The organism is Erwinia sp. E602 (genome assembly GCF_018141005.1).
GTDB lineage: Bacteria > Pseudomonadota > Gammaproteobacteria > Enterobacterales > Enterobacteriaceae > Erwinia.
Window position 1 is genome coordinate 2,208,119 of sequence record NZ_CP046582.1, and the last position, 24,173, is coordinate 2,232,291.

The 24,173-nt window shown below is 55.5% G+C and carries 21 protein-coding genes and 2 pseudogenes; 11 read left to right on the forward strand and 12 right to left on the reverse strand.

Annotation, left to right across the window (positions count from 1 at the left end; translation table 11 throughout):
* Nucleotides 1-105: 105 nt before the first annotated feature.
* The 9 genes from nth to ydgT all read right to left on the reverse strand — a co-directional run bounded on the left by nth (nt 106) and on the right by ydgT (nt 7,851).
* A complete protein-coding gene (gene nth / locus GKQ23_RS11470; RefSeq protein WP_212411155.1) occupies nt 106-747 on the reverse strand; it encodes an endonuclease III in 642 nt (213 codons plus the stop codon).
* Nucleotides 744-1,445 (reverse strand): electron transport complex subunit E, encoded by a 702-nt coding sequence (locus GKQ23_RS11475; protein WP_056241608.1) that lies wholly within the window; start codon nt 1,443-1,445, stop codon nt 744-746. Before GKQ23_RS11475 ends, nth begins: the two co-directional genes overlap by 4 nt.
* The gene (gene rsxG / locus GKQ23_RS11480) at nt 1,438-2,070 is read right to left on the reverse strand and encodes an electron transport complex subunit RsxG (RefSeq protein ID WP_212411156.1); all 633 of its coding nucleotides are present in this window, start codon (nt 2,068-2,070) and stop codon (nt 1,438-1,440) included. The genes GKQ23_RS11475 and rsxG overlap by 8 nt, the downstream gene beginning before the upstream one ends.
* Nucleotides 2,071-3,132, reverse strand: coding sequence for an electron transport complex subunit RsxD (gene rsxD / locus GKQ23_RS11485; protein ID WP_212411158.1), 1,062 nt, complete (start codon nt 3,130-3,132; stop codon nt 2,071-2,073).
* Complete coding sequence (rsxC, locus tag GKQ23_RS11490) at nt 3,133-5,742, reverse strand: electron transport complex subunit RsxC (RefSeq protein ID WP_212411160.1); 2,610 nt, start codon at nt 5,740-5,742, stop codon at nt 3,133-3,135.
* Entirely contained in the window at nt 5,735-6,310 is a 576-nt protein-coding gene (gene rsxB, locus GKQ23_RS11495) for an electron transport complex subunit RsxB (protein ID WP_212411162.1), read from the reverse strand. Before rsxB ends, rsxC begins: the two co-directional genes overlap by 8 nt.
* A complete protein-coding gene (gene rsxA / locus GKQ23_RS11500; protein WP_056241594.1) occupies nt 6,310-6,891 on the reverse strand; it encodes an electron transport complex subunit RsxA in 582 nt (193 codons plus the stop codon). Before rsxA ends, rsxB begins: the two co-directional genes overlap by 1 nt.
* Nucleotides 6,892-7,042: 151 nt before the next feature.
* Entirely contained in the window at nt 7,043-7,483 is a 441-nt protein-coding gene (locus GKQ23_RS11505; protein ID WP_101506450.1) for a DUF2569 domain-containing protein, read from the reverse strand.
* Nucleotides 7,484-7,635: 152 nt separating this feature from the next.
* On the reverse strand, nt 7,636-7,851 hold the full coding sequence (ydgT, locus tag GKQ23_RS11510; protein WP_101506449.1) for a transcription modulator YdgT: 216 nt from the start codon (nt 7,849-7,851) through the stop codon (nt 7,636-7,638).
* A gap of 474 nt (nt 7,852-8,325) precedes the next feature.
* Here ydgT and ytfQ point away from each other — a divergent pair, with 474 nt between their 5' ends.
* The 11 genes and pseudogenes from ytfQ to GKQ23_RS24180 all read left to right on the forward strand — a co-directional run.
* Nucleotides 8,326-9,282, forward strand: a complete 957-nt coding sequence (gene ytfQ / locus GKQ23_RS11515; protein WP_212411164.1) for a galactofuranose ABC transporter, galactofuranose-binding protein YtfQ — start codon at nt 8,326-8,328, stop codon at nt 9,280-9,282.
* A gap of 51 nt (nt 9,283-9,333) precedes the next feature.
* Nucleotides 9,334-10,857: a galactofuranose ABC transporter, ATP-binding protein YtfR gene (gene ytfR / locus GKQ23_RS11520; protein WP_212411166.1), complete on the forward strand. Its 1,524-nt coding sequence runs from the start codon at nt 9,334-9,336 to the stop codon at nt 10,855-10,857.
* Complete coding sequence (gene ytfT / locus GKQ23_RS11525; RefSeq protein WP_212411168.1) at nt 10,850-11,869, forward strand: galactofuranose ABC transporter, ATP-binding protein YtfT; 1,020 nt, start codon at nt 10,850-10,852, stop codon at nt 11,867-11,869. The genes ytfR and ytfT overlap by 8 nt, the downstream gene beginning before the upstream one ends.
* Nucleotides 11,862-12,860, forward strand: a complete 999-nt coding sequence (gene yjfF / locus GKQ23_RS11530) for a galactofuranose ABC transporter, permease protein YjfF (protein ID WP_056241579.1) — start codon at nt 11,862-11,864, stop codon at nt 12,858-12,860. The genes ytfT and yjfF overlap by 8 nt, the downstream gene beginning before the upstream one ends.
* Before the next feature lie 371 nt (nt 12,861-13,231).
* Nucleotides 13,232-14,218 (forward strand): IS110 family transposase, encoded by a 987-nt coding sequence (locus tag GKQ23_RS11535; protein WP_212411678.1) that lies wholly within the window; start codon nt 13,232-13,234, stop codon nt 14,216-14,218.
* 795 nt (nt 14,219-15,013) lie between these two features.
* Nucleotides 15,014-15,193, forward strand: a complete 180-nt coding sequence (locus GKQ23_RS11540; protein WP_212411170.1) for a hypothetical protein — start codon at nt 15,014-15,016, stop codon at nt 15,191-15,193.
* Nucleotides 15,194-15,241: 48 nt separating this feature from the next.
* Nucleotides 15,242-16,765 carry a type 2 lanthipeptide synthetase LanM gene (locus GKQ23_RS11545; protein ID WP_212411172.1) on the forward strand — a complete coding sequence of 508 codons (1,524 nt, stop codon included), beginning with the start codon at nt 15,242-15,244 and terminating at the stop codon, nt 16,763-16,765.
* On the forward strand, nt 16,746-17,609 hold the full coding sequence (locus GKQ23_RS11550; protein WP_212411174.1) for a hypothetical protein: 864 nt from the start codon (nt 16,746-16,748) through the stop codon (nt 17,607-17,609). The genes GKQ23_RS11545 and GKQ23_RS11550 overlap by 20 nt, the downstream gene beginning before the upstream one ends.
* Nucleotides 17,606-19,384, forward strand: a complete 1,779-nt coding sequence (locus tag GKQ23_RS11555) for an ABC transporter ATP-binding protein (RefSeq protein ID WP_212411182.1) — start codon at nt 17,606-17,608, stop codon at nt 19,382-19,384. Before GKQ23_RS11550 ends, GKQ23_RS11555 begins: the two co-directional genes overlap by 4 nt.
* Before the next feature lie 103 nt (nt 19,385-19,487).
* Nucleotides 19,488-19,630, forward strand: a pseudogene (locus GKQ23_RS11560) (helix-turn-helix domain-containing protein); the annotation flags it as partial.
* 11 nt (nt 19,631-19,641) lie between these two features.
* Nucleotides 19,642-19,755: pseudogene (locus GKQ23_RS24180) on the forward strand (IS630 family transposase); the annotation flags it as partial.
* Between the two features lie 28 nt (nt 19,756-19,783).
* On the opposite strand, the gene GKQ23_RS11565 reads toward GKQ23_RS24180, so the two are convergent.
* The 3 genes from GKQ23_RS11565 to GKQ23_RS11575 all read right to left on the reverse strand — a co-directional run bounded on the left by GKQ23_RS11565 (nt 19,784) and on the right by GKQ23_RS11575 (nt 23,936).
* On the reverse strand, nt 19,784-20,182 hold the full coding sequence (locus tag GKQ23_RS11565) for an NUDIX domain-containing protein (RefSeq protein WP_212411184.1): 399 nt from the start codon (nt 20,180-20,182) through the stop codon (nt 19,784-19,786).
* Between the two features lie 562 nt (nt 20,183-20,744).
* Entirely contained in the window at nt 20,745-22,238 is a 1,494-nt protein-coding gene (gene araA, locus GKQ23_RS11570) for an L-arabinose isomerase (RefSeq protein WP_212411193.1), read from the reverse strand.
* A gap of 12 nt (nt 22,239-22,250) precedes the next feature.
* Complete coding sequence (locus tag GKQ23_RS11575; protein WP_212411195.1) at nt 22,251-23,936, reverse strand: ribulokinase; 1,686 nt, start codon at nt 23,934-23,936, stop codon at nt 22,251-22,253.
* Between the last annotated feature and the right edge of the window lie 237 nt (nt 23,937-24,173).

Sequence of the window (24,173 nt, forward strand, 5' to 3'; positions counted from 1 at the left end):
TTAACCCTGCCCGTTTTTTTTCGTTAAAAGCGGCAAGCTCTGTTAACGAGGATATGCGCTGCAGGACTGTAAGCCAGTAAGCCAGCAGAGCAGACGACCGCCAGGTTACGCGCCGATCTCCACCTTCTCCGGAAACTCGCACAGGTCCTCAATCAGGCAGGCACCGCAGCGCGGCTTACGCGCCACGCAGGTGTAGCGGCCGTGCAGGATCAGCCAGTGATGGCAGTCGACCTTAAAGGCTGCCGGTACCACCTTCAGCAGCTTCTGCTCCACCTCGTCGACATTTTTTCCCGGCGCAAAGCGGGTGCGGTTACAGACGCGGAAAATATGCGTATCCACCGCAATCGTCGGCCAGCCAAAGGCGGTGTTCAGCACCACGTTAGCGGTCTTACGACCAACGCCCGGCAGCGCTTCCAGCGCTTCGCGGTTCTCCGGCACCTCGCCGCCGTGCAGCTCCAGCAGCATGCGGCAGGTCTTAATCATGTTCTCAGCCTTGCCGTTAAACAGCCCGATGGTTTTGATGTACTCCTTTACGCCGTCCACGCCGAGCGCGAGGATCGCCGCCGGCGTGTTGGCCACCGGGTAGAGCTTCGCCGTCGCTTTATTCACGCTGACGTCGGTGGCCTGCGCCGACAGCAGCACCGAGATCAGCAGTTCGAACGGCGTGGTGAACGCCAGCTCGGTGGTCGGGTGCGGGTTATCGTCGCGTAACCGTACCAGGATCTGTTCGCGTTTCTCTTTATTCACAGCGCCTCCGGCTTGCCATCCGGCAGCGCGCGGGCCTCGCGCTCCGCCTTCAGCGCCGCCCGCTGCTTCATTTTATTGTCGATCAGGTATTTGGCGGCCAGCAGCATGCCGAGGCCGATAAACGCCCCCGGGGGCAGCATTGCCAGTAGCATCGGTGAGTCGAAGTGCACTACCTCAATGCGCAGCACCCGCGCCCACGGGCCAAGCAGCTGATCGGCACCGTTAAACACCGTGCCGTTGCCGATTATTTCGCGGATTGAACCCAGAACCACCATCACGCTGGTGGCACCCAGGCCAATCGCCGCGCCGTCCAGCGCCGAGAGGGGAATGCTGCTCTTCGAAGCGACCGCCTCAGCGCGGCCCACCACGATACAGTTGGTAACGATCAGCGGGATAAAGATCCCCAGCGACTGATACAGACCGTAGGCGTACGCGTTAATCAGCATCTGCACGCAGCTCACCACCGCAGCGATAATCATCACGTAGATCGGAATACGAATTTCAGCGGGCACCCAGCGGCGCGACATCGAGATGCCGCTGTTGGTCAGGGTCAGTACCAGGGTGGTCGCCAGGCCGAGGCCGAGAGCGTTAGTGGCGGTCGACGTCACCGCCAGCAGCGGGCACAGCCCGAGCAGCTGCACCAGCGCCGAGTTATTCTTCCACAGCCCGCCGATTAGCAGGGTTTTCGCTTCACTCATTGGATTCTCCACAGGCGGGCAGCGATGCCAGCTGCCCCGGTAAGGTTTCAATATACAGCGTGGTGCGTTTTACCGCATTCACAACCGCGCGCGGGGTGATGGTGGCCCCGGTAAACTGATCGAAGGTGCCGCCGTCTTTCTTCACCGCGAAGGTGGCGTCATCCGCGCCTTTCAGCTGCCGGCCGTTAAAGCTGTTGATCCAGTCGGAGATACGCAGCTCGATTTTATCGCCCAGCCCCGGCGTCTCATGGTGTTCCACCACCCGGGTGCCGTAGACGGTGCCGCTAAAGTTAGCGCCGACGATCATCATAATCGCCCCGGAATAGCCGTCCGGCGCGATGGTTTCAATCGCCACCGCCACCGGCTTATCGTCCTTACGCGCCACGTAAAGGTGGTGCGGGGCCGCGTTGCCCAGCGCCGGATTGCTCACCACGTAACACTCTTTCTGAATGGCGTTATTGTACAGCTCCGGCGGCACCACCTGGTCCAGCAGCACCTTCTGCTGTAAGGCCGTCTGGTGGGCGATGGTCGGTTTGGTCACCGTATTCACCACGGCGGTCATGCCGGTGGTAATGGCGGCAAACACCGCCAGCGTTACGCCGTTTTTACGAATCGCATCCAGCATTTACTTCTCCTTCCGGTGGCCGTAAACGCGCGGCTGGGTGTAATAGTCGATCAGCGGTACGGTGATATTAGCCAGCAGTACGGCAAACGCCACGCCGTCCGGATAGCCGCCGAAGCTGCGGATCAGCCACACCAGCAGGCCGATCAGCACGCCGTACACCAGCCGCCCCTTATTGGTGGTGGAGGCGGTCACCGGATCGGTAGCGATAAAGAACGCGCCGAGCATGGTCGCCCCGGAGAACAGATGCACCATCGGCGACACCAGGCTTTCCGGTGAAAACAGCCAGCCGAGGGTGGCAAACAGCGCCAGCGAGGCAATAAAACTCACCGGGATATGCCAGCGGATGCTGTTGTTCCACAGCAGGAACAGCCCGCCCAGCAGGAAGCCGACGTTGATCCACTGCCAGCCAAGGCCGGCCAGCACGCCGCCGTAAATCGGCTGCGCCAGCAGCTGTTCAGCGGAGTGGCCCGCGCGCAGCCCGGTTTTGAAATTATCTAACGGCGTGGCCTGGCTGATGCCGTCAATGCCGATCTGCAGCTGCTGCATGGTGTGTCCGTCCAGCGTATGGAAACGGAAGATCATACTCAGCGTATCGGCAAAGGTCGGGGTTATCCCCTGCAGCGCGTCCGGCGGCAGCCAGCTGGTCATCTGCACCGGGAAGGAGATCAGCAGCACCACGTAGCCAACCATTGCCGGGTTAAACGGGTTCTGCCCGAGGCCGCCGTACAGCTGCTTGGAGATCACTACCGCGAACAGCGTACCGATCACCGCCATCCACCACGGGGCCAGCGACGGAATGCTGATCCCCAGCAGCAGGGCGGTGAGCAGCGCCGAGTTATCCTTGAGCACCGGCACCAGCGGCAGCTTGCGCAGGCGCAGAATGGCCGCTTCGGCGCCGATGCCGGCGGCGGCGGCGATCGCCACCTGAATCAGATTTCCCCAGCCAAAGTACCACCACTGTGCCGCTATTCCCGGCACCGCGGCCAGCAGCACCAGCATCATTATCGTGCCGGTACTGCGGCGGTTGTGGGTATAGGGTGAACTAGCAATTCGAAAAGCCATTTAATCCTCTTGCGTCTCAGACTGCTGCATCCTGCGCGCTTTCACGCGCGCTATTGCGGCGGCCACCGCAGCTTTACGCGCCGCATCGGCGTCGACGGGCGCAGGGTGTTCAGTTTCAGATTCAGGTGCCTCGGCCACCACGGCGGCGGCAGCCTGCGCTGCTTCTGCCGACGCTGCCGCGTTATCAGCGGCCAGCGCCGCCTTCTTCGCTTTAGCACGGGCGATTGCGGCAGCTACGGCCGCTTTGCGGGGATCGGTTTCTGCCACCGGTGCAGCAGGTTCGTCAGCCGGGGCAGCCGTTTCAGGCGCTGCTTTTGGCTCAGCGCTTTCAGCCGCCAGCGCCGCTTTTTTCGCTTTGGCACGGGCAATCGCGGCAGCTACCGCCGCTTTGCGCGGATCGGCTTCTTCTGCCGGGGCAGGAGATTCAGCAGCTGCGTCTGCTTCTGTCTCAGCGCTTTCAGCGGCCTGAGCGGCTTTCTTCGCTTTGGCGCGGGCGATTGCTGCTGCTACCGCCGCTTTGCGCGGATCGGCTTCTTCTGCCGGAGCAGGGGATTCAGCAGCTGCGTCTGCTTCTGTCTCAGCGGCCTGAGCGGCTTTCTTCGCTTTGGCGCGGGCGATTGCTGCTGCTACCGCCGCTTTGCGCGGATCGGCTTCTTCTGCCGGAGCAGCAGGTTCGGCAGCGGAAACAGCCGTTTCAGTGGCTGTTTCGTCCACTGGTTCAGCGCTCTCAGCGGCCTGAGCGGCTTTTTTCGCTTTGGCGCGGGCAATTGCTGCTGCAACAGCAACCTTACGTGGATCGCTCTCTGCCGCTGCCGCCGGCGCAGCAGGCCCGGCAGCCGTGACAGCCGCTTCAGCTGCTGCATCTGTGGTAGGTACCGGGCCCTCAGCTGCCGCTGCCTTCTTCGCCTTAGCACGCGCCAGCGCGGCAGCCACCGCGGCTTTACGCGGATCCTCGATCTGATTGCTGACCGGTACGCTGGCCGCCTGTTGCTCGGCCTGACGCACGCGGGCTTCGGCCAGACGCGCCTCGCGCTGTGCTGACCTTGCGGCGCTCTCCTGTTCTGCTGTAGCGGTAACCTGCGGCGCATCGGCGTCGGTCTGTTTCGCCTTCACCCGCGCCAGCGCAGCGTTCAGTTCAGCCGGTGAGCGCTCGGCGGCGCTGCGTTTGGCCTGCTGGTGCTTTGCGTCCCGCGCCAGCTTTTCGCGTTCCAGACGCAGCTGACGGGCTTCGAAGCGGGCTTTTGCCAGCGTATTGCGTTCGGATTCCAGATCGATCGCATGAATCTCGGCCTTCTCCTGACGGTAGTACTGCACCAGCGGAATATTACTCGGGCAAACGTAGGCGCAGGCACCGCACTCGATGCAGTCGGCGATATTGTACTCGCGGGCCTTATCGTGATCGCCACCGCGGCTGTACCAGTAGAGCTGCTGCGGCAGCAGCCCCGCCGGGCAGGCGTCGGCGCAGGCGCTGCAGCGGATGCAGCCTTTTTCCGGCTCGCTGTGGCCCATCTCGCTGGCGGAAGGAGCCAGAATACAGTTGGTGATCTTCACCACCGGCACGTGCAGCGCCGGCAGGGTAAAGCCCATCAGCGGTCCGCCCATCACCACCATCTGCTCGTTGCCGGGGATAAAACCGGCCTGCTGCAGCAGATGGCTGACCGGGGTGCCGAGGCGCGCCCAGACGTTAGCCGGGCGCTGCACCGCCTCGCCGGTAAGCGTCACAACGCGCTCGGTCAGCGCTTCGCCGTCGACCACCGCGCGCTTCACCGCAAACGCGGTGCCGACGTTCTGCATCAGCACGCCAATATCGGTCGAGCGCCCGCCGTGCGGCACTTCCTGACCGGTGAGGATCTTTGTCAGCTGCTTAGCGCCGCCGGACGGGTATTTGGTCGGGATCACCCGAATCTGCAGGTCGGCCGCGTCGCCCAGCGCCCGGCGCAGCGCGGCGATCGCCTCCGGCTTATTATCTTCAATACCGATCAGCACCCGCTCCGCCTGCAGGATATGCGCCAGGATGCGGCTGCCTTCCAGCACCTCGTCGGCGCAGTCCTGCATCAGACGGTCATCGGCGGTGATGTAGGGTTCGCACTCGGCGGCGTTGATAATCAGGGTATTCACGCCGCGCAGGCCGCCGCGCAGCTTGGTGCCGGTCGGGAAGCCTGCCCCGCCCAGCCCGGCAACGCCGGACTGATGAATGCAGGCCACCAGCTCGCTGCGCTCCGCCTGGCGGTAGTCGGCAATCGGGCGTTTTTCAGCCCAGCGGTCTTCACCGTCGGGAGTGATAAAAATGCACATCTCCGCCAGCGCCGACGGGTGCGCGGTCATATGCGGTGCGATTTTCGTTACCGTCCCCGAAGAGGGGGCGTGGATCGGCAGCATGCGGCCGTTGCCAAAGGTCAGCGGCTGGCCGCGCAGCACCTTATCGCCGGGGCACACGGCGATCTCGCCTTCGTTTCCAATATGCTGTTTCAGCGGCAGAATAAACTGCGCGGGCAGCGGCAGCTGGCGCAGCGGCGTGCCGTTGGACTGGGTCTTCATCTCCGGCGGATGAATGCCGCCGTCGAAGTCCCACAGACGATCTTTCTTAAATAATTTGAACAGATTAAACATGGCTTTCTACTGGAATAACCCGGACAGGGATAGCGTGCAGATCCCATTTCCAGTTAGCTGTGGTGGCCGCAACCGGGCGCATCTCGATGCAGTCGGTCGGGCAGGGGGCAACGCAGAGATCGCAGCCGGTGCAGACGTCGCTCAGCACGGTGTGCATCGCGCGGGTGGCACCGACGATGGCGTCCACCGGGCAGGCCTGAATGCACTTGGTACAGCCGATGCAGTTGGCCTCGTCGATCCACGCCACCTTGCGCTCCGGCTCTTTCGCCTGCTCGTCGCCCAGCGGCTGCGGATCGACGTTAAGCAGCGCCGCCAGCTTGAGCATGGTCTGCTCGCCGCCGGGGGCACACTTGTTAATCATCTCACCGTTGTTGCCGACCGCATCCGCATACGGCTTGCAGCCCGGATAGCCGCACTGCCCGCACTGGCTTTGCGGCAGGATGGCGTCAATCTGTTCAACGATCGGGTCTTGTTCCACCTTAAAGCGGCGCGAGGCGTAGCCCAGCAGGCCGCCAAACACCAGGCTCAGGGCGCTCAGTACGACAACAGCAATCCAAATCGCACTCATCAGAACTTCACCAGTCCGGTGAAGCCCATAAAGGCCAGCGCCATCAGGCCGGCGGTCACCAGCGCGATCGACGAGCCCTTAAACGGCGCAGGCACGTCGGCCAGCACCAGCCGTTCACGGATGCCGGCAAACAGCACCATCACCAGCGAGAAGCCGATCGAGGCGCTGAAGCCGTACAGGGCGGCCTGCAGGAAACTGTGGTTAAGGTTAACGCTAAGCAGCGGCACGCCGAGCACCGCGCAGTTGGTGGTGATCAGCGGCAGGAAGATGCCCAGCAGGCGGTATAGGTCCGGACTGGTTTTACGCACCACCATTTCGGTGAACTGCACCACCACGGCGATCACCAGGATATAGGCCATGGTGCGCAGGTAGACGAGGTCGAGCGGCAGCAGGATCAGGTGGTTCACCAGCCAGGCGCAGATCGACGCCAGGGTGATAACAAAGGTGGTGGCCAGCCCCATGCCGATCGCAGTTTCCAGTTTTTTGGAAACACCCATAAAGGGACAGAGGCCGAGAAACTTCACCAGAACGAAGTTATTCACCAGCACTGTGCCAATAAAAAGAAGCAGGTAATCGGTCATAGTTATGCCTGATAAAGAGAGTAAAACCGTCAGCCCTGCACGCACAGGGCGGTGCATATTATCTGATAATGTGGCGCAGGTCACAACTCCCCGCTGACACGGGGGGATCCATAGCGCACTCAGGATTAAATTCTTGACGTTTTTTTCAGCATCAGCGCTCGGTAAACGTCGCTTTTACCCGCTGAGAGCGTCGAAAATAGGGGGCCAGCACGCTGGCCGCCAGCAGGGCGATCAGCAGCGTGCGCGTGGCCGCACCGTCGGTCACAGACGAAAAAGCGAACGACTTCAGCGCCAGCAGCACCGTCAGCAGCAGCCAGATAATGTAATGGCGCGGTACCCGCTGTGAACGCTGACAGAACAGCCAGGTAAGCCAGCCGCTGTAGACCAGCATCAGCGCCGAGGTCAGCAGCGAGGCCGCCCACGGAATGAACGCGCCTCCGGCCTGGCTGAACAGCACGTTGCGCAGAGCAGGGTCGAGCAGCGCGCTCAGGTACATGGTCATCACCAGCCCGCTGGTCAGCAGCGTCAGGATCAGCCAGGCCAGCGGGGCCAGCAGCCAGCCGCCAATACGCGTTTTAGAGTCAGTAGCCACGGGGTGTCCTTAAGTGAAGCCGCAAAGTGCCGCAGGCGTGCTCTGCCTGCCGTTTTGCAAAGCGGATAATTATACGGAATAAACGCAGGCAGATCATCAGAACCAGAGAGGTTTTACCCGTCGTCGCGCTACCGGAACAGGTGGAAAAGTGGTTACACGACGTAATGCCAGACCGTTTTCGGCACGCGGCCCGGATCGTACAGGCGGCCACCGGAGGCCAGCTCGGCGCGGCGGTGATCGGCGGCGCGGTACATCAGGATAATGTCGCGGTCATCGTTTAGCGAATAGTGGAGATGATCGAACAGTTTCTCCAGGCTCTCCGCTGAACTCACTTTGCGGAATTTCATCAGATAATCAAGAAAGGTCATAGTGGCGGTTGGAAATAAAAATGAGAATGTTCAAGTATATGTGGCCGTCGGACGGAGTCCAGACCGGCAAGTGTAAAATTGTTAAAAATTTTCATAAAGCGCCGTTTCCTGAGCGAATCGGCGCGTTGAGCGCCGCGCGCCTGCTGGTCAAAGTGTGTTGCAGTTCACAAAGTTGGCTTTTGCCCGCGCCGGTAATGGTCCGCTAAGCAATGACAGATCTTCACGCGGTGCTGTAATCGCTACCAAATGTTCGTTACGCAAACGCTTATGTTTATTACGATTATTTAACCTTATTTTTTCCTCATCCAGGAGTTTATTCCATATGACCCGGCGGCGGCCAATGAGGTGAGTTGGCGTAACTCATTTGTTTTTCAGGATTTTGTGAGCATTGTCCAAAATGTTATTCGTTAAATAGTCCAGGCTAACAGGGCTGTTAATCATGAACGATATCATCCCATCAGAGGAACAATGATCATGTGGAAGCGTTTACTCTTATCCACCTTAATTGGTGCCAGCTTGTCTGTACCGGCAATGGCTGAAAATCTGACCGTGGGTTTCTCGCAGGTTGGCTCCGAATCGGGCTGGCGCGCGGCAGAAACCAGCGTGGCAAAAAGTGAAGCACAGAAACGGGGCATCACCCTGAAGATTGCGGATGGTCAGCAGAAACAGGAGAACCAGATCAAGGCGGTACGCTCCTTTATCGCTCAGGGCGTGGACGCCATCTTTATTGCGCCGGTGGTGCAAACCGGCTGGGAACCGGTGCTGGAAGAAGCGAAAGACGCCAAAACCCCGGTGTTCCTGCTGGACCGCGCCATCGTGGTGAAGGACAAATCGCTGTATCAGGCGGTGGTCACCGCGGATAACGTGCTGGAAGGCAAGCTGATCGGCGACTGGCTGGTAAAAGAGCAGGCCGGCAAACCCTGTAACGTGGTCGAACTGCAGGGCACCGTCGGCGCCAGCGTAGCGATTGACCGTAAGAAAGGTTTTGCGGAAGCGATTGCCAACACGCCAAATATCAAGGTGATCCGTTCCCAGTCCGGGGACTTTACCCGCAGCAAGGGTAAAGAGGTGATGGAAAGCTTTATCAAGGCGGAGAACAACGGCAAAAACATCTGCATGGTTTACGCGCACAACGACGATATGGCGATTGGTGCCATTCAGGCGATCAAAGAGGCCGGCCTCAAGCCGGGCAAAGATATTCTCACCGGATCGATCGACGGCGTGCCGGATATCTATAAAGCGATGCTGGCCGGTGAGGCGAATGCCAACGTTGAGCTGACGCCAAATATGGCCGGTCCGGCGTTTGACGCGCTGGAAAAACTGAAAAAAGACGGCACCGCGCCGCCGAAAATTATTAAAACCGAAACCAAACTGTTCCTGCCTGCCGACGCGCAGACCGAACTGGACAGCAAAAAGGGTATGGGTTACTGAGACACCCTGCCGCCCGATGCCGGGCGGCTTTTCTCGTATTGAGGCAGGCGTATGACCATCGAGAACTCGGCACCGACGCTGCTGGATATTCGCGGCGTCAGCAAAACCTTCCCCGGCGTGAAAGCGCTGGACAACGTCTCGTTCTCGCTGCGTGCGGGCGAGATTATGGCGCTGCTCGGCGAAAATGGCGCGGGTAAATCGACCATCATTAAGGTGCTGACCGGCGTATACAGCCGTGACGCCGGCACCCTCGCGCTGCAGCAGCAGCCGATCGACCCGCGCAGCACCGCCGAGGCCCAGCAGCTGGGCATTGGCACCGTATACCAGGAAGTGAACCTGCTGCCGAACATGTCGGTGGCGGATAACCTGTTTATCGGCCGCGAGCCGAAACGCTTCGGTCTGATCGACCGTAAAACCCTCAACCGTCGCGCCGCCGCGCTGCTGCAGGAGTATGGTTTCGAACTGGACGTCACCCGTCCGCTCGGGCACTTCTCGGTGGCGATGCAGCAGATTATCGCCATCTGCCGCGCGGTGGACCTGTCGGCCAAAGTGCTGATCCTCGATGAACCCACCGCCAGCCTCGACGCGGAAGAGGTCGAAATGCTGTTCACGCTGATGAAACAGCTGCGCGATCGCGGGATGGGGCTGATTTTCGTCACCCACTTCCTCGACCAGGTTTATCGCATTACCGATCGCATTACCGTGCTGCGCAACGGCCAGTTTATCGCCACCCGCGACACCGCCACGCTGCCGCGCGTCGAGCTGATCAAGCTGATGCTCGGGCGCGAGCTGATGGAAACCGCGCTGCAGCGGGCCGGCAGCACCCTGAAAAGCGAACGGCCGGTGGTGGAGTTTAAAGACTTTGGTAAAAAGGGCACGCTGGCCCCGTTCAGCCTGAGCGTAAGGCCGGGGGAAGCGGTGGGGCTGGCCGGGCTGCTCGGCTCCGGCCGCACAGAAACCGCCGAACTGATGTTCGGCATCCGCCGCGCGGACAGCGGCACGGCGCTGATTAAAGGCCAGCCGCGCACGCTGCGTTCGCCGGGCCAGGCGTCGCGCCTCGGCATGGGGTTCTGCCCGGAAGATCGCAAAACCGACGGCATTATCGGTGCCGCCTCGGTGCGCGAAAACATTATCCTGGCGCTGCAGGCGCAGCGCGGCTGGCTGCGGCCGCTGCCGCGCGCCGAACAGCAGCAGATCGCCGACCGCTTTATTAAGAGCCTCGGCATCCGCACGCCGGACGCCGAACAGCCGGTGCAGCTGCTCTCCGGCGGCAACCAGCAGAAGGTGCTGCTGTCGCGCTGGCTGGTGACCAAACCGCAGTTTCTGATCCTTGATGAACCGACGCGCGGCATCGACGTCGGTGCCCACGCCGAAATTATCCGCCTGATCGAAACTCTGTGTGCCGACGGGCTGGCGTTGCTGGTGATCTCCTCCGAGCTGGAAGAGCTGGTCGGTTACGCCGATCGGGTGGTGATCCTGCGCGATCGCCAGCAGGTGGCGGAAATCCCGCTGGAACAGCTGTCGGTGGCGGCAATTGTTAACGCCATCGCCGCAGGAGGGGAGCAGCATGCTTGAAACAGACCTGGTGCCGGGGAAAACGCCGATGCGCAAACGTAAACTACCGCCGGGGCTGCCGCAGATCGCCGCGCTGTTGCTGGTGCTGATTATCGACAGCCTGGTGGCAAACAACTTCTTTGCTATCCACCTGCAGGACGGGCGGCTGTTTGGCAGCCCGATTGACATCCTTAACCGCGCCGCGCCGGTGGCGATCCTTGCCATCGGCATGACGCTGGTGATCGCCACCGGCGGCATCGACCTGTCGGTGGGCGCGGTGATGGCCATCGCCGGGGCCACCGCCGCCACGCTGACCGTGGCCGGCCACAGCCTGCCGGTGATCATTCTGGTTACCCTCGGCAGCGGCCTGCTGTGCGGGCTGTGGAACGGCGTGCTGGTGGCGCTGCTGAAAATCCAGCCGTTCGTCGCCACCCTGATCCTGATGGTGGCCGGGCGCGGCGTGGCGCAGCTGATTACCGAAGGGCAGATCGTCACCTTTAACAACGACGCGCTGGCGCAGCTGGGCAGCGGCACGCTGCTGTGGCTGCCGGTGCCGCTGTGGATAACCCTCGGGCTGGCGCTGCTGGTGTGGCTGCTGGCGCGAAAAACCGCGCTGGGGCTGTTTATCGAGGCGGTGGGCATTAACCTGCGCGCGGCGCGCAACGCCGGCGTTAACGGCTGGCTGGTGGTGATGAGCACCTATCTCCTGAGCGGGCTGTGTGCGGCGGTGGCAGGCTTAATCGTCGCGGCGGATATCCGCGGCGCGGACGCTAACAACGCCGGGCTGTGGCTGGAGCTGGACGCCATTCTGGCGGTGGTGATCGGCGGCGCGTCGCTGATGGGCGGGCGCTTTAACCTGTTTCTGTCGCTGATCGGCGCGCTGATTATTCAGGCGATGAACACCGGTATTCTGCTGTCGGGCTTCCCGCCGGAGCTGAATCAGGTGGTGAAAGCGGTGGTGGTAATGGCGGTACTGCTGCTGCAGTCGCCACGATTTATTCAACTGTTTAAGCGAGGGCCACGCCGTGATTAAACGTCATTTACCCTTAATGATTACCCTGCTGGTGTTTGTGGCGGGCTATCTGTTCTGTCTGAGCCAGTTTCCCGGCTTCGCTTCCACGCGGGTGATCGCCAATATCCTGACCGATAACGCTTTTCTCGGCATTATCGCGGTCGGGATGACCTTTGTGATCCTCTCCGGTGGTATCGATCTGTCGGTGGGGGCGGTGATCGCCTTTACCGGGGTGTTTCTGGCCCGGGCGATTGGCGACTATAACCTGAACCCGTGGCTGGCATTTGCGTTGGTGATGGGGATGGGGTCGGCGTTTGGTGCCTTTATGGGCTGGCTGATCGACGCGCTGAAGATCCCGGCGTTTATTATTACCCTCGCAGGGATGTTCTTTCTGCGCGGCTGCAGTTATCTGGTGGCTGAATCTTCGCTGCCGATCGACCATCCGCTGTACGGCACGCTGTCGTCGATGGCGTGGAAGATCCCAGGCGGCGGGCGGCTCAGTCTGCTGGCGGTGATTATGCTGGCGGTGGTGGTGTTTGGTATTTTAGTGGCGCACCGCACCCGCTTTGGTAATCAGGTGTATGCCATCGGCGGTAATGCGACGTCGGCGCAGCTGATGGGGATTTCCACCCGCAGTACCACGGTGCGTATTTATATGCTGTCTTCGGCGCTGGCGACGCTGGCCGGGATTGTGTTTTCGATTTATACGTCGGCGGGGTATGCGCTGGCGGGGATGGGGGTGGAGCTGGATGCGATTGCGTCAGTGGTGATTGGCGGGACGCTGTTGTCCGGCGGGGTGGGTACGGTGCTGGGGACGCTGTTTGGCGTGCTGATTCAGGGGTTGATTCAGACGTGGATCAATTTTGACGGCACGCTGAGTTCGTGGTGGACCAAGATTGCGATTGGCGTGCTGTTGTTTGCCTTTATTGCGCTGCAGCGGGTGTTGTCGGTGATGTGGGACAGGCAGCAGAATGCGCCGGTGAAGCGGCTTAATTCGGGGGCGGCGGGGTAGTTCTTTCGTTGCTGGCATGGGAAAGGGGGGCGATTTAAGGATCGTTCCCCTTTTTTGGCTTTGGGGCCTGGTCGCTTTGGGATCGGGTGCCTGGCTTATCGGGGTAATCCGGAACGCGGACCCGCTACACCGTCCCTGCGCTCGGTCGGGCACATCCTTGTATCTTGAATCTTGTAGTGGGTGGTGGTTAGCTACCACCATCTGAAACAGGGTGAATTTGATACATCCATAAGGTTATGACCTTGTCGTACAGCCTAAATCCCCTGTTTCGCCTTTCACGCCAGCATAGACTTTGAACGGTTGCCGGGAGCACTGACTCCGCATGCACAAGGATAATGGGCGTGATGGTTATATGTGAAAGGAGACGCATGATGATCCAGTTAGGTATTGACGTTGGAAAAAGTAAAATCGACCTCTGCCTGCTGCCCGATGGTCCCGACGGCAGGAAGAAAACGAAAGTACTGAGCAATGGTCCCCGGGTTGCAGCGGCCGTTCTTGAATGGGTTGTGGCCAGGAAAGTGAACGTGGCCGACCTGCAGGTCGTTCTGGAACCCACGGGCACCTATCACGAGCATCTGGCCTTTGGCCTTTACGACCAGGGCGTCAGAGTGGTTATCGCTAATCCGGCCCGCGTGAGGAACTTTGCTAACGGCATGGGGATCCTGACGAAAACGGACCGGGTGGATGCGTTTGTTCTTGCCTGCTACGGTGAGCTGAGAAAGCCCGAAGCGTGGAAGGCACCTCCTAAAGAAATCAGTGAGCTGAAGGCGCTACTGAGCAGGCGGGATGCTCTGCTTAAGGATGCGATGCGGGAAGACAACCGGCTGGAAAAAATCCTGTCAACGCGACCTTCTCCTCTGGTTGAAACCTCCGTTCGTAAGATGATAGCCGTGTTGTACGGCGAACTTAACGCGGTGGAAAAACTCATTGATGAACATATCAACAGGTATCCCGGCCTTAAGCGTGACCTGGATCTGCTCACGTCCATCAAAGGCGTGGGGCGTCAGATCGGTCCGAACATGCTGGTCGCCCTGAAAAGCCACGACTTTGAGAGTGCCCAACAGGCCGCAGCCTGGTTTGGTCTTGTACCTAAGGAGAAGCGTTCAGGCACCTCGGTACACTATCGCGCCCGGCTGTCGAAAAACGGCCCCGCACACCTGCGGGCAAAACTGTTTATCGGCGCACTGGTTGCGGTGAAGTATAACAAGCCAATGAAGGCCCTCTACGAACGGCTGCAGGCAGGGGGCAAATGTAAGATGTCGGCGCTCGGAGCGGTGATGCGAAAGCTGGTTCATCAGTGCTTCGGGGTGCTGAAACATCAACGCTGCTACGATGAAAATTATGGTGCAGTGGGTTGACGTTCAAGACGGTAGCTGTACCCGACGGTCCGCTAACCCGGATTACCCCTATTGCCTGTAATCATAAGTGTCGCTGTCTCAAATCTTTCCAAGCCTTTCAGATAGCAAAATCACAGCTTGCAATTGATCTACTCCGACTCAAAGCGCTGTCCTTAACACAGCAACGCTACAGCCAGAAAGGAAGGCCGCTGGCGAGCAGGTTAGCCGGGCGTATGCCGCACGGATGCGGCATCCGAGCCTCCACGGATGGATTGTTTTGTAAAGCCCGGTTTTTGGGCTTTAAAAAACTAACGGCGTCCCGGCGTTCTGTCGCCAGCGGCCGAACCCGGCACCGGAGCAGAAAGCCACGTCCTTCACCGCCACTAAATAATCGAATCCGGCACCGATATTGGGAGAAGATCAGAGAAGAGAACAGTTATCAGCATGCCGGAAGACCTCTAAAATTGAATAGTGCTTTTAACAGAGGTGCTAATAATTTATTCACTAAGTGCCAAAGTTAACAACCCGTGCTTGAATTTTATCAGTAACTTTTAAAAAATATTTTAGTCAAAAAGCTACATCAATAAAAAAATTCACATTAAAAATAATTCAATTACTACAGATAAAATGCAATTGATTGTATTTGCTTAAAGTTTAAATAAAGCAATAACACGCAAGGGTAAATTAGAATAAAAGTTCTTCATGACACCTGACTACAAAATATGGACATTAATACCATTTCAATCTGACGGGATTAATAAGAAGATAGAATTGATACTGATGGCAGTATCAATAATTAATTAAGGAGATAGTATTATGGAAAGAATCATCGAAGTCAGAGAATCCAGGATTCAGGAAATTCGTGGGTATATGGCTAACAGCGGAAAAGATTGTGCTAGTGGAACCTGCGATCATGGATGGAATTCCAAGAGCATAAACGCAGAGGATGTCGTGTGTAATGCTTTAGAAAGCATTGATGACAACTTCTTCTGCTAAAAATCATCGGGTGGTACTATCGTACCACCCTTAAAAAAAGGAGGCAACATGGCCACATTCACTGTGATAGAAAAGTATCGCGCTTTTTTATATCATAAACACCTTGTAAGATTTAATCTTGAAATTAATGATTTGCTTTCATTTTTCAATCACTACAAAGTAGATTTTAGTGATGTTTTAGAGAATATAGCCGAGGTGATGGATAATATTTTTTTACCGAACTTTGTGTTGGATTTCGATGCGTGGTTAAGAAACTCACCGGGTAATAATAATGATGATAGATATAAAAACTATTTCAAAAATGCATGTGGGGAATGGAGGAAAGAGATATTGGGAAAAGATGAATTTATTGAATGCCTGGCTGAAAAAATATGCAAAATGTCACTTGCAAATATAAGAGAGTGCCTTTCCTTTTTTGAATCTGACAGGGCGAATATTGAAACAAGGCTAAATGTTAAAGTAAGAAGTAAAATAAAAAAAATATCATTACTTGGTGGGGATCGTCATGAAAATGGCAAGCAACCTGTACTTATAGAACTTGATGAGTCTAAATTAATCTATAAACCAAGAAGAAGTGGCAGTGAAAATTATATTAATGAAGTTTGCCACTTAATAAAAACAAATAAAATATGCCCAGAAACCTTAGATATGAAAGATCATCTCTGGCAAGAATTCATTAGAAATGATCCCATTGAAAAAACAAGCATGTTTAATGAGGCATATTTCAACTATGGCATCATACTATCTTTCGCTGATTTACTAAATATTAATGACTGCCATTTTGATAATTTTATAATTAATAGAGAAAAAGCCTACATGATTGATTCGGAAACTATATTCCAATATTATGCGTACAAAAAAAACTTTAAGAGATCAATATATCACACAGGTTTAATCCAAAGCGAAGATGCAATTGCTAATGGTTTAGGCCATACATCTGCGATAACTGCCGTAACAAACATATTTAATTCTTACTGTTATCCATACGCAGTTGATGATAAAACTGAAAGAATAAAAATTAAATATGAAAACTCACACATAAAAAAAACCAAAAACTACCCTCATTTGGATGGGGTTGCGACCAATCCTTGTTCTTACATAAAGGAAGTAATCGAAGGATTCGAAAAGGGTTACAGGCTACTTACTTTGAACAGAAGAGAAGTGCTTTCACTGTTAACGGAGTTTAAAATTAAATCCAGATGTTTAATTAGAACCACCTCTTACTATTTATTGGTAATAAATAAAATACTACACCCTGCCTTTACAAAAAACCATCATCACAACATTCCAATGCTAACTGATAAATATTTAAGATATAAAGGAGAGGGCGAGGCATTCAATAAAATATTGAAATATGAAATATCAAGTATGATGAATTATGACGTACCTATTTTTTACTCCTTTCAGGATAGCACCGCCCTTAAAGATGGAGATGGGAAGATATACATGAATTTTTTCCCTCAACCGCCAGTTAATCATATAAAAAAGAACTTGGTTTTTAACAAGGGTTATCTTGACGAGCAGAAAAATAACATTTTAATGGGTATGGGTAATGAAAGAAAAAATCGATAAAGGAAATGTTTATTTCTTAGGGCAAAATAGTCACGGCACATCAGAGGTTTGGGTGCATCGTTTGAACTTCATTGTCAAAAATGAAAACAGGAATAAAAACAAAGGTAAGTTTTCTGTGGTAATAGAATGTCCTACGTTAGATGTGCTTCAACATCTGGGTAATTTGACAAAATATAGAAAAGATATAACCATGGGAAATGTCAACACAGCTTATTGGTGGATGAAATCTGATGAGGTCTGTAGGTTCATTCAAAGACTCTTTTTTTTGAATGAGGTGGATATCTATGGTATTGACGTTTCATTTATTAACAAAGAGGAAAGCATAAAAGTAATTGAATTAATGAAAAGAAAAGAAAAATACTTGCAAAGTACAACTTCAAAACTCCTGAATATTGATTTGGTCACTACGGAGACTGACACGCCAGAGCAGAGAGAAACAACAATGGAAAATAAACTTTCAACTATTTTAAAATGCAAATATAAAAACATCTATGTTTTGTGTCATATTTTTCATGCATCTAAAAAAAGCTGGTTACCTCACAATAGTTTGTGCGAGATGATTACAGAAAAGCACGCAAATTCTCATAATATTCTTTCTTACGCATTTTTCTCCAGAAACATGACATTTCTTTCAACCAATAGCATCAATACCCTGCAAAAAAACAAATTGAAAAATGCAATCATAAAATACAATAAAAAATCATATTTTGCAAAGATAGTTTCCGCATTCTTCGAGTGTGAAAAAAAGGACATTATTAGAATGAAAATAAAAAAACCACATCATTTTGATAAAGTAATAATAGCTAATCATGAAAACCCTATAAAAATAAAGGAGGCGTTATGAAAAACAGAGAAAAATTCCAGATTTTTAAATATTCATTAAGACTATTGTTGATATCTCACCCCAGGCTATCAATGTTATTTATAGCCATGGTCACAATTCAAGGTTTGATACCAACAGTAAGTGTAATGGCAAGTATTCATTTAGGAAATCTTGTCAACACTGGTTCTCACAGCCAACTACTAATAGCTTGTCTGATATGGGCATTCACTTTTATTTTTCCTGGGATTATCGCACCTGTAATAAGTACAGTACAGAGTGTTCTTAATCAAAAGTCAACACAATTAACACAACATAAAATTATGTTGGCAATATCTCGAATTCAAGATTTAAAAATCATTGAGAGCAATGAAATACATGACAAGCTTGAGGTTTTATCTAAAGAAGCCTCACACCGTCCATTAAACTTATTGGTTAACCTGGTTGATATACTAAGAGGTTCATTAACTCTCTTATCAATGTCTTTAGTATTAGCTAGTGTAGCATGGTGGTTGCCGCTTGCACTTCTATTACCTGCAATTCCCGTCACGGTATCTGTCGCTCAATCTCAACTGGATATTTTTAAAGTTTTGCTTGGAAAAGGCATGACATCAAGACTAATTCGGTATTATTTTTCAACAGCCATTGACGTTAGACACTCTAAGGAGATTAAATTATTTAACCTGTCCGGTTTTTTCATAAATAAACACCGCGAGTCTTTTTATTTAATTGATAAAGACCTTGATAAGGTTAGGAAAGGTCAGGTTGCCCGCCCCCAAAAATGGAATTTTCTGTACTTCATTTCTGCCATGGGTGTGATGTTTTGGTTTTCTGAATATGTATCAAAAGGTGATATATCTACAGGTGGATTACTAGGAACCATACAATCTATCGGACTTTTTGGTCTGTCTTGCCAATGGATGGTATACTCATTTAGCAATCTTGGAATTTGTTTTTCGTTTTTCGAAAAGCTAATGATCCTGGAAAAAAAATACAGCACGCCTAAAGTGTTTCCATGCAAAAAAATACCAGGAAACAAAACAATAAAATTCGAGAACGTTAGTTTTTCATATCATAAAGATAAAATGAGCATTAATAACGTTAACTTAAAAATAATGCAAGGCGATCACATTGCTATTGTAGGGGAAAATGGTGCAGGTAAAAGCACTTTAATAAAGTTACTCTGTAGATTATATATTCCAGATCAAGGCAGAATTACGATAGGCGGCATAGATATCAATGAAATTGACATAGAGGAATGGCATTCAACAATTAGCGCTATTTTCCAGGATTTTGGACATTATAATTTAACAATTAAGGAAAATGTTTTTATAGGGGATTTAAGCACACATATTACATCTAAAAAAGTCTCTGTCGCTTGTCAAAAGGCGCAATTTACTTTACGTGAAGGGTTAAGTATTGACAGCCAAATCGGCAAAGAGTTTGACGGTACCGAGCTGTCGGGTGGTGAATGGCAGCGGCTGGCGCTGGCACGAGCGTTTTACGCCGATCGCCCGCTGGTGATCCTCGATGAACCCACCAGCGCAATGGACCCGCGCGTTGAGTCCGAACTGTTCAGCCAGTTTGGCACTATTATGGCGGGAAAAACGGCGGTGATGGTCACCCACCGATTGGGCAGCGTAAGAGACGTTAATCGGGTGGTGGTGATGAAGGCGGGAAGGATCGTTGAGGAAGGCCCGCCTCAGGTGCTGGAAGCGCTGAACGGCGAATATGCTGAGCTGCTGGCGCTTCAGAAAAACCAGTATGCCGAGCGACCATCATCGCGCACCGGACAATAAGCTGGCCATTGCCACCGCCCGCAACCTATCCCGCATACAGGCACACGAGCATATGAGCATACGAATACACGAGCATCCCGGAAACAGGCAAAAGGGCAAATCAACTATGCTGATGTTGCACCGGGCGAACGTGTCAGTGTCGTGGCCAGAATGCTCTGCTGTGGACGTTCTTCCGTCGGACGCTGGATTAACGGGTTTACATTGTATGGCCTTGAGGGTCTTGAATCTCTGCCACCAGGACGCGGATGACGCTGGCCCTTACCCGAAACCATCAGTGCCGTTCGATGTGGCGACTGCTGAAAAAGATTTGCCATTTTATGACAACAGCAAGTTCGTTCCCCGAAAGCAGATATGGTCTGGCAAAAGTGTAGCAGTATTAGGATCCGCTATTTAGAGCATTTACGCCTCGGGCATTAACTGGCTGCGGCTGAAGGGGGCCAGTATCACTTCGCCGGGCTGGCGGGGATCGAACCAGATCACCTCCTCGATTTCGGCAGCCGGGCTGAAATCAGTCTGGGCGGTGGTAATCGCAAACATATCGGCGATCAGCTTGTGGCCCGGTTCGTTGGCGGCGCGATCTTCAAAGCGGCCTAACGGCGTCAGGTCTGCCAGTTTCACCTCCAGCGACAGCTCCTCCCACAGCTCACGCACCAGCGCCGCCTGCGGCGTTTCGCCCGGCTCGGGTTTGCCGCCCGGCTGCATAAAGTACGGTGTGTTGCGCTTTCTGACCAGCAGATAGCGTCCCGCGCGATCGGTAATAAGCGCTGCGGCAACGGTAATAACCTTGTTTTCACTCACGATGATTCACTCTCCTTGCTAAATACGTTGTGCTACCACCAGACCCTAAATCTGAACATTTGGGCGAGGAAAAGCTGACTGCGGCAGCGTGTCCAGGTGGCGTTTAATGGTCTTATCTTGTGCGATATCAGGGGGGATTACCTTACCTGAATGCAGTATGGCGAGATTATCGGGCAAAAACGTCCAGTCGCAAAGCTAACCGTTGCTGACGTTAACAAGCCACGTCTTTAAGAAAGCAAAACAATAGCTTACAAGGGAGGGCGCTGGCGAGCAGGTTAGCCGGGCGTATGCCGCATGGATGCGGCATCCGAGCCTCCATGGATGGATTATTTTTTAAAGCCGGTTTTAGGCTTTAAAAAATTAACGGCGCCCCGGCGTTCTGTCGCCAGCGGCCGAACCCGGCACCAGTATATGAAGCGATGCCTTTAAGAAAGCAAAACAGTAGCTTAACGCTAAGCGATGCCCTTAAACAGCAACATCATAGCCTGAAGAGTAACCCATCTGAGACAGGGATAAAAAAAACCCACACAAGGTGGGTTTCGTGTTAATCACCAGCCGCAGCTTATCGCTGATTCAACCGGTAGTACGCCTCGTTCCAGCGCAGCGCATCGCGGAAGCCGTGCAGGGTGGTCTCCTCATCGATTACCACCACCTCAATACCGTGCAGCTCGGCGTACAGGCGCATATCCTCCACCGTCAGCGCCTGGCTGAACACCGTATGGTGCGCGCCGCCGCCGAGGATCCAGGCCTCCGACGCGGTCGCCAGCGACGGCTGTGCCTTCCACAGCGCACGGGCCACCGGCAGCTTCGGCAGCGCCTGCGGCTGATCGATAGCATCCACCACGTTGACCAGCAGACGGAAGCGATCGCCGAGGTCAATCACGCTGGCGTTAACCGCACGGCCGGCCGGGGCAGAGAAGATCAAACGCGCCGGATCGGCCTTACCGCCGATGCCCAGCGGCTGCACGTCAATCAGCGGTTTCGCCTCGCGGGCAATCGACGGGCACACCTCCAGCATATGTGAGCCGAGCACCAGATCGTTGCCCGGCGCAAAGTGATAAGTGTAATCCTCCATAAACGACGTACCACCCGGCCGGTCGCCCGCCATCACCTTGAAGATGTGCAGCAGCGCGGCGGTTTTCCAGTCACCTTCACCGGCAAAGCCGTAACCCTGCTGCATCAGGCGCTGTACCGCCAGCCCCGGCAGCTGGCTCATGCCGTGCAGGGTCTGGAAATTGGTGGTAAAAGCGCGGCAGCCTTCACCGTCGAGGAAACGTTTGATCCCCAGCTCAATGCGCGCCGCGTCCAGCACGTGCTGGCGCTTCTCGCCGCCCGCAGCCGCCACGGCGGAGAAGGTATAGCGGCTCTCATATTCATCGATCAGCGCGCTGACGTCGCCGTCCGACACCTGATTAACCACCTCAACCAGATCGCCCACGCCCCAGCCGTTGACCGAATAGCCAAACTGGATCTGTGCCGAAACCTTGTTACCTTCGGTCACCGCCACTTCCCGCATATTGTCGCCAAAGCGTGCCACCTTCAGCTGCTGGCTGGCCTGGAGCGCGGCGGCTCCGCGCATCCACTGCGCCACGCGCTGTTGCGTCGTGGCATCCTGCCAGTGGCCGGTCACCACCTGATGCGGCAGCCGCATCCGCGCGCCGATAAAACCGAACTCGCGGCCGCCGTGGGCGGTCTGGTTCAGGTTCATAAAGTCCATATCCATGGTGTCCCACGGGATCGCCGCGTTGAACTGGGTATGCAACTGCAACAGAGGTTTGGTCAGCACCGTCAGCCCGCCGATCCACATCTTGGCCGGCGAGAAGGTGTGCAGCCAGGTAATCACGCCCAGGCACTGGGTATCGTGGCTGGCGTCGCGGCACAGCGCCAGCGCCTCGTCCGGGCTCTTGACCAGCGGCTTCAGCCGCAGGGTGAAGGGCAGTGCGCCGCTCTGATTCAGGCCGTCGACCACCTGCTGACCGTGCTGCTCCACCTGGCGCAGGGTTTCCGCGCCGTATAAATGTTGGGTACCAATCACAAACCATACATGCTGGGACATAAAGACCACTCCTTAACTGACGGACGACGGTTGCGGGGCAAACTGTGGTTCAGCCAGTTCACACCATTCAAGGTAACGTTGATAAAGCTGTTGATAACGGGCCACGCGCGCGGCGTCGGGCTGCAGCGTGCGCTCAATCGGGCTGGCCATCGCGGCCTGTGCGGTGGGGATATCGGCATAGACGCCGGCGGCGACGGCGGCAAAAATCGCCGCCCCCAGCGCGCAGCACTCGTCGGAGGCGACGATATCCAGCGGGCGGTTCATCACGTCGCTGCACACCTGCATGATCACCGGTGATTTACGCGCGATGCCGCCGAGCGCCAGCACCTGCTCCACCGGAATATCCTGCTGCTCGAAGCACTCCATAATGGCGCGTGCGCCAAAGGCGGTGGCGGCGATAAAGCCGCCGAACAGCGTCGGGGCGTCGGTGCCGAGGTTCAGGTCGGTAATCACCCCCTTCAGGCGCTGGTTGGCAAACGGCGTGCGGCGGCCGTTAAACCAGTCCAGCACCACCGGCAGGTGATCGAGCTGCGGGTCGGCGGCCCAGGCGGCGGTCAGCTGCTCCAGCAGCCCCTTCTGCAGCGCCTCCAGCTGCGTGCGCAGTTCGGGCTGCTGCACCGCGGCCTGCTGCAGCGGCCAGCCCAGCAGGCGGCTGAACCAGGCGTACATATCGCCAAATGCCGACTGGCCGGCTTCCATGCCGATCATTCCCGGCACCACGCTGCCGTCCACCTGGCCACAGATGCCCTTAATCGCCCGCTCGCCCACGCGGTCGGCGTCGGCGATCAGAATGTCGCAGGTGGAGGTGCCGATCACCTTAACCAGCGTATAGGGCTTCGCGCCCGCACCCACGGCGCCCATATGGCAGTCAAACGCGCCGCCGGAGAGGGTTACCGTCTGCGGCAGCCCGAGCCGCTCCGCCCACTCGGCGGTCAGCTGGCCGACCGGGCGATCGGCGGTCCAGGTATCGTTAAACAGCGGGTAGTCGAGATCGCGGGTCAGCAGTGGGTCCAGCGCCTCAAGGAAGCGCGCCTCCGGCAGCCCCTGCCACAGCGGGTGCCACAGCGACTTATGCCCGGCGGCGCAGCGGCCGCGTTTAAGGATCGCCGGGGCGGTGGTGCCGCTTAACAGCGCGGGAACCCAGTCGCACAGCTCTACCCAGGAAGCGGCGGCCTCGCGCACCGCGCCGTCGGCGCGGCTGACGTGCAGAATTTTCGCCCAGAACCACTCCGAGGAGTAAATGCCGCCGATAAAGCGCGAGTAGTCGGCAAACTCGCCGCTGTGGCACAGGCGGGTAATCGCCTCCGCCTCTTCAATGGCGGTGTGATCCTTCCATAACACAAACATGGCGTTGGGGTTGTCGGCAAACTCCGGCCGCAGCGCCAGCACCCGGCCTTCACGGTCGATCGGGGCAGGGGTGGAGCCGGTTGAATCCACGCCGATGCCGACCACGCTGGCGCGCTGCGCGGGGCTTAGTTGCGTGACAACGTCACGAATAGCCTGCTCCAGCGCGTCGATATAGTCCTGCGGATGGTGGCGAAACTGATTATCAGCCGGCCGGCAGTAGCGCCCGGCCTGCCAGCGCGGGTAGGCCACCACGTGTTTGGCCAGCTCGCGACCGCTGCGGCACTCCACCGCCAGCGCCCGCACCGAGTCGCTGCCAAAGTCGAGGCCGAGGGTAATCGCATCCTGATGCATAGGGGTTCTCCAGAGACGAGAAAAGGTTGCCTCTATCCTGGAAAACCTGGGCGTAAGCCGTTAGGCATCGCTGGCTGCAAATATGCACTTTTCTGCCGTATCGACGGGTTATGTGACCGGCTTCAAATGTTACGTGGCGGTTAAAACGGCTGAATGCATGGACAAAATAGCTGTAATCCCGCGATGTGATAACGCTCTACAAATTATTTCTCCCCAGCGGCTAAAACTAGCGCATCC

Excerpts from the sequence above, each read along its gene's own strand:
- GKQ23_RS11475 (WP_056241608.1), bottom strand. The coding sequence starts at position 1,445 with ATGAGTGAAGCGAAAACCCTGCTAATCGGCGGGCTGTGGAAGAATAAC.
- rsxG (WP_212411156.1), bottom strand. The coding sequence starts at position 2,070 with ATGCTGGATGCGATTCGTAAAAACGGCGTAACGCTGGCGGTGTTTGCC.
- rsxD (WP_212411158.1), bottom strand. The coding sequence starts at position 3,132 with ATGGCTTTTCGAATTGCTAGTTCACCCTATACCCACAACCGCCGCAGT.
- rsxC (WP_212411160.1), bottom strand. The coding sequence starts at position 5,742 with ATGTTTAATCTGTTCAAATTATTTAAGAAAGATCGTCTGTGGGACTTC.
- rsxB (WP_212411162.1), bottom strand. The coding sequence starts at position 6,310 with ATGAGTGCGATTTGGATTGCTGTTGTCGTACTGAGCGCCCTGAGCCTG.
- rsxA (WP_056241594.1), bottom strand. The coding sequence starts at position 6,891 with ATGACCGATTACCTGCTTCTTTTTATTGGCACAGTGCTGGTGAATAAC.
- ydgT (WP_101506449.1), bottom strand. The coding sequence starts at position 7,851 with ATGACCTTTCTTGATTATCTGATGAAATTCCGCAAAGTGAGTTCAGCG.
- ytfQ (WP_212411164.1), top strand. The coding sequence starts at position 8,326 with ATGTGGAAGCGTTTACTCTTATCCACCTTAATTGGTGCCAGCTTGTCT.
- ytfR (WP_212411166.1), top strand. The coding sequence starts at position 9,334 with ATGACCATCGAGAACTCGGCACCGACGCTGCTGGATATTCGCGGCGTC.
- ytfT (WP_212411168.1), top strand. The coding sequence starts at position 10,850 with ATGCTTGAAACAGACCTGGTGCCGGGGAAAACGCCGATGCGCAAACGT.
- GKQ23_RS11535 (WP_212411678.1), top strand. The coding sequence starts at position 13,232 with ATGATCCAGTTAGGTATTGACGTTGGAAAAAGTAAAATCGACCTCTGC.
- GKQ23_RS11540 (WP_212411170.1), top strand. The coding sequence starts at position 15,014 with ATGGAAAGAATCATCGAAGTCAGAGAATCCAGGATTCAGGAAATTCGT.
- GKQ23_RS11545 (WP_212411172.1), top strand. The coding sequence starts at position 15,242 with ATGGCCACATTCACTGTGATAGAAAAGTATCGCGCTTTTTTATATCAT.
- GKQ23_RS11550 (WP_212411174.1), top strand. The coding sequence starts at position 16,746 with ATGAAAGAAAAAATCGATAAAGGAAATGTTTATTTCTTAGGGCAAAAT.
- GKQ23_RS11555 (WP_212411182.1), top strand. The coding sequence starts at position 17,606 with ATGAAAAACAGAGAAAAATTCCAGATTTTTAAATATTCATTAAGACTA.
- araA (WP_212411193.1), bottom strand. The coding sequence starts at position 22,238 with ATGTCCCAGCATGTATGGTTTGTGATTGGTACCCAACATTTATACGGC.
- GKQ23_RS11575 (WP_212411195.1), bottom strand. The coding sequence starts at position 23,936 with ATGCATCAGGATGCGATTACCCTCGGCCTCGACTTTGGCAGCGACTCG.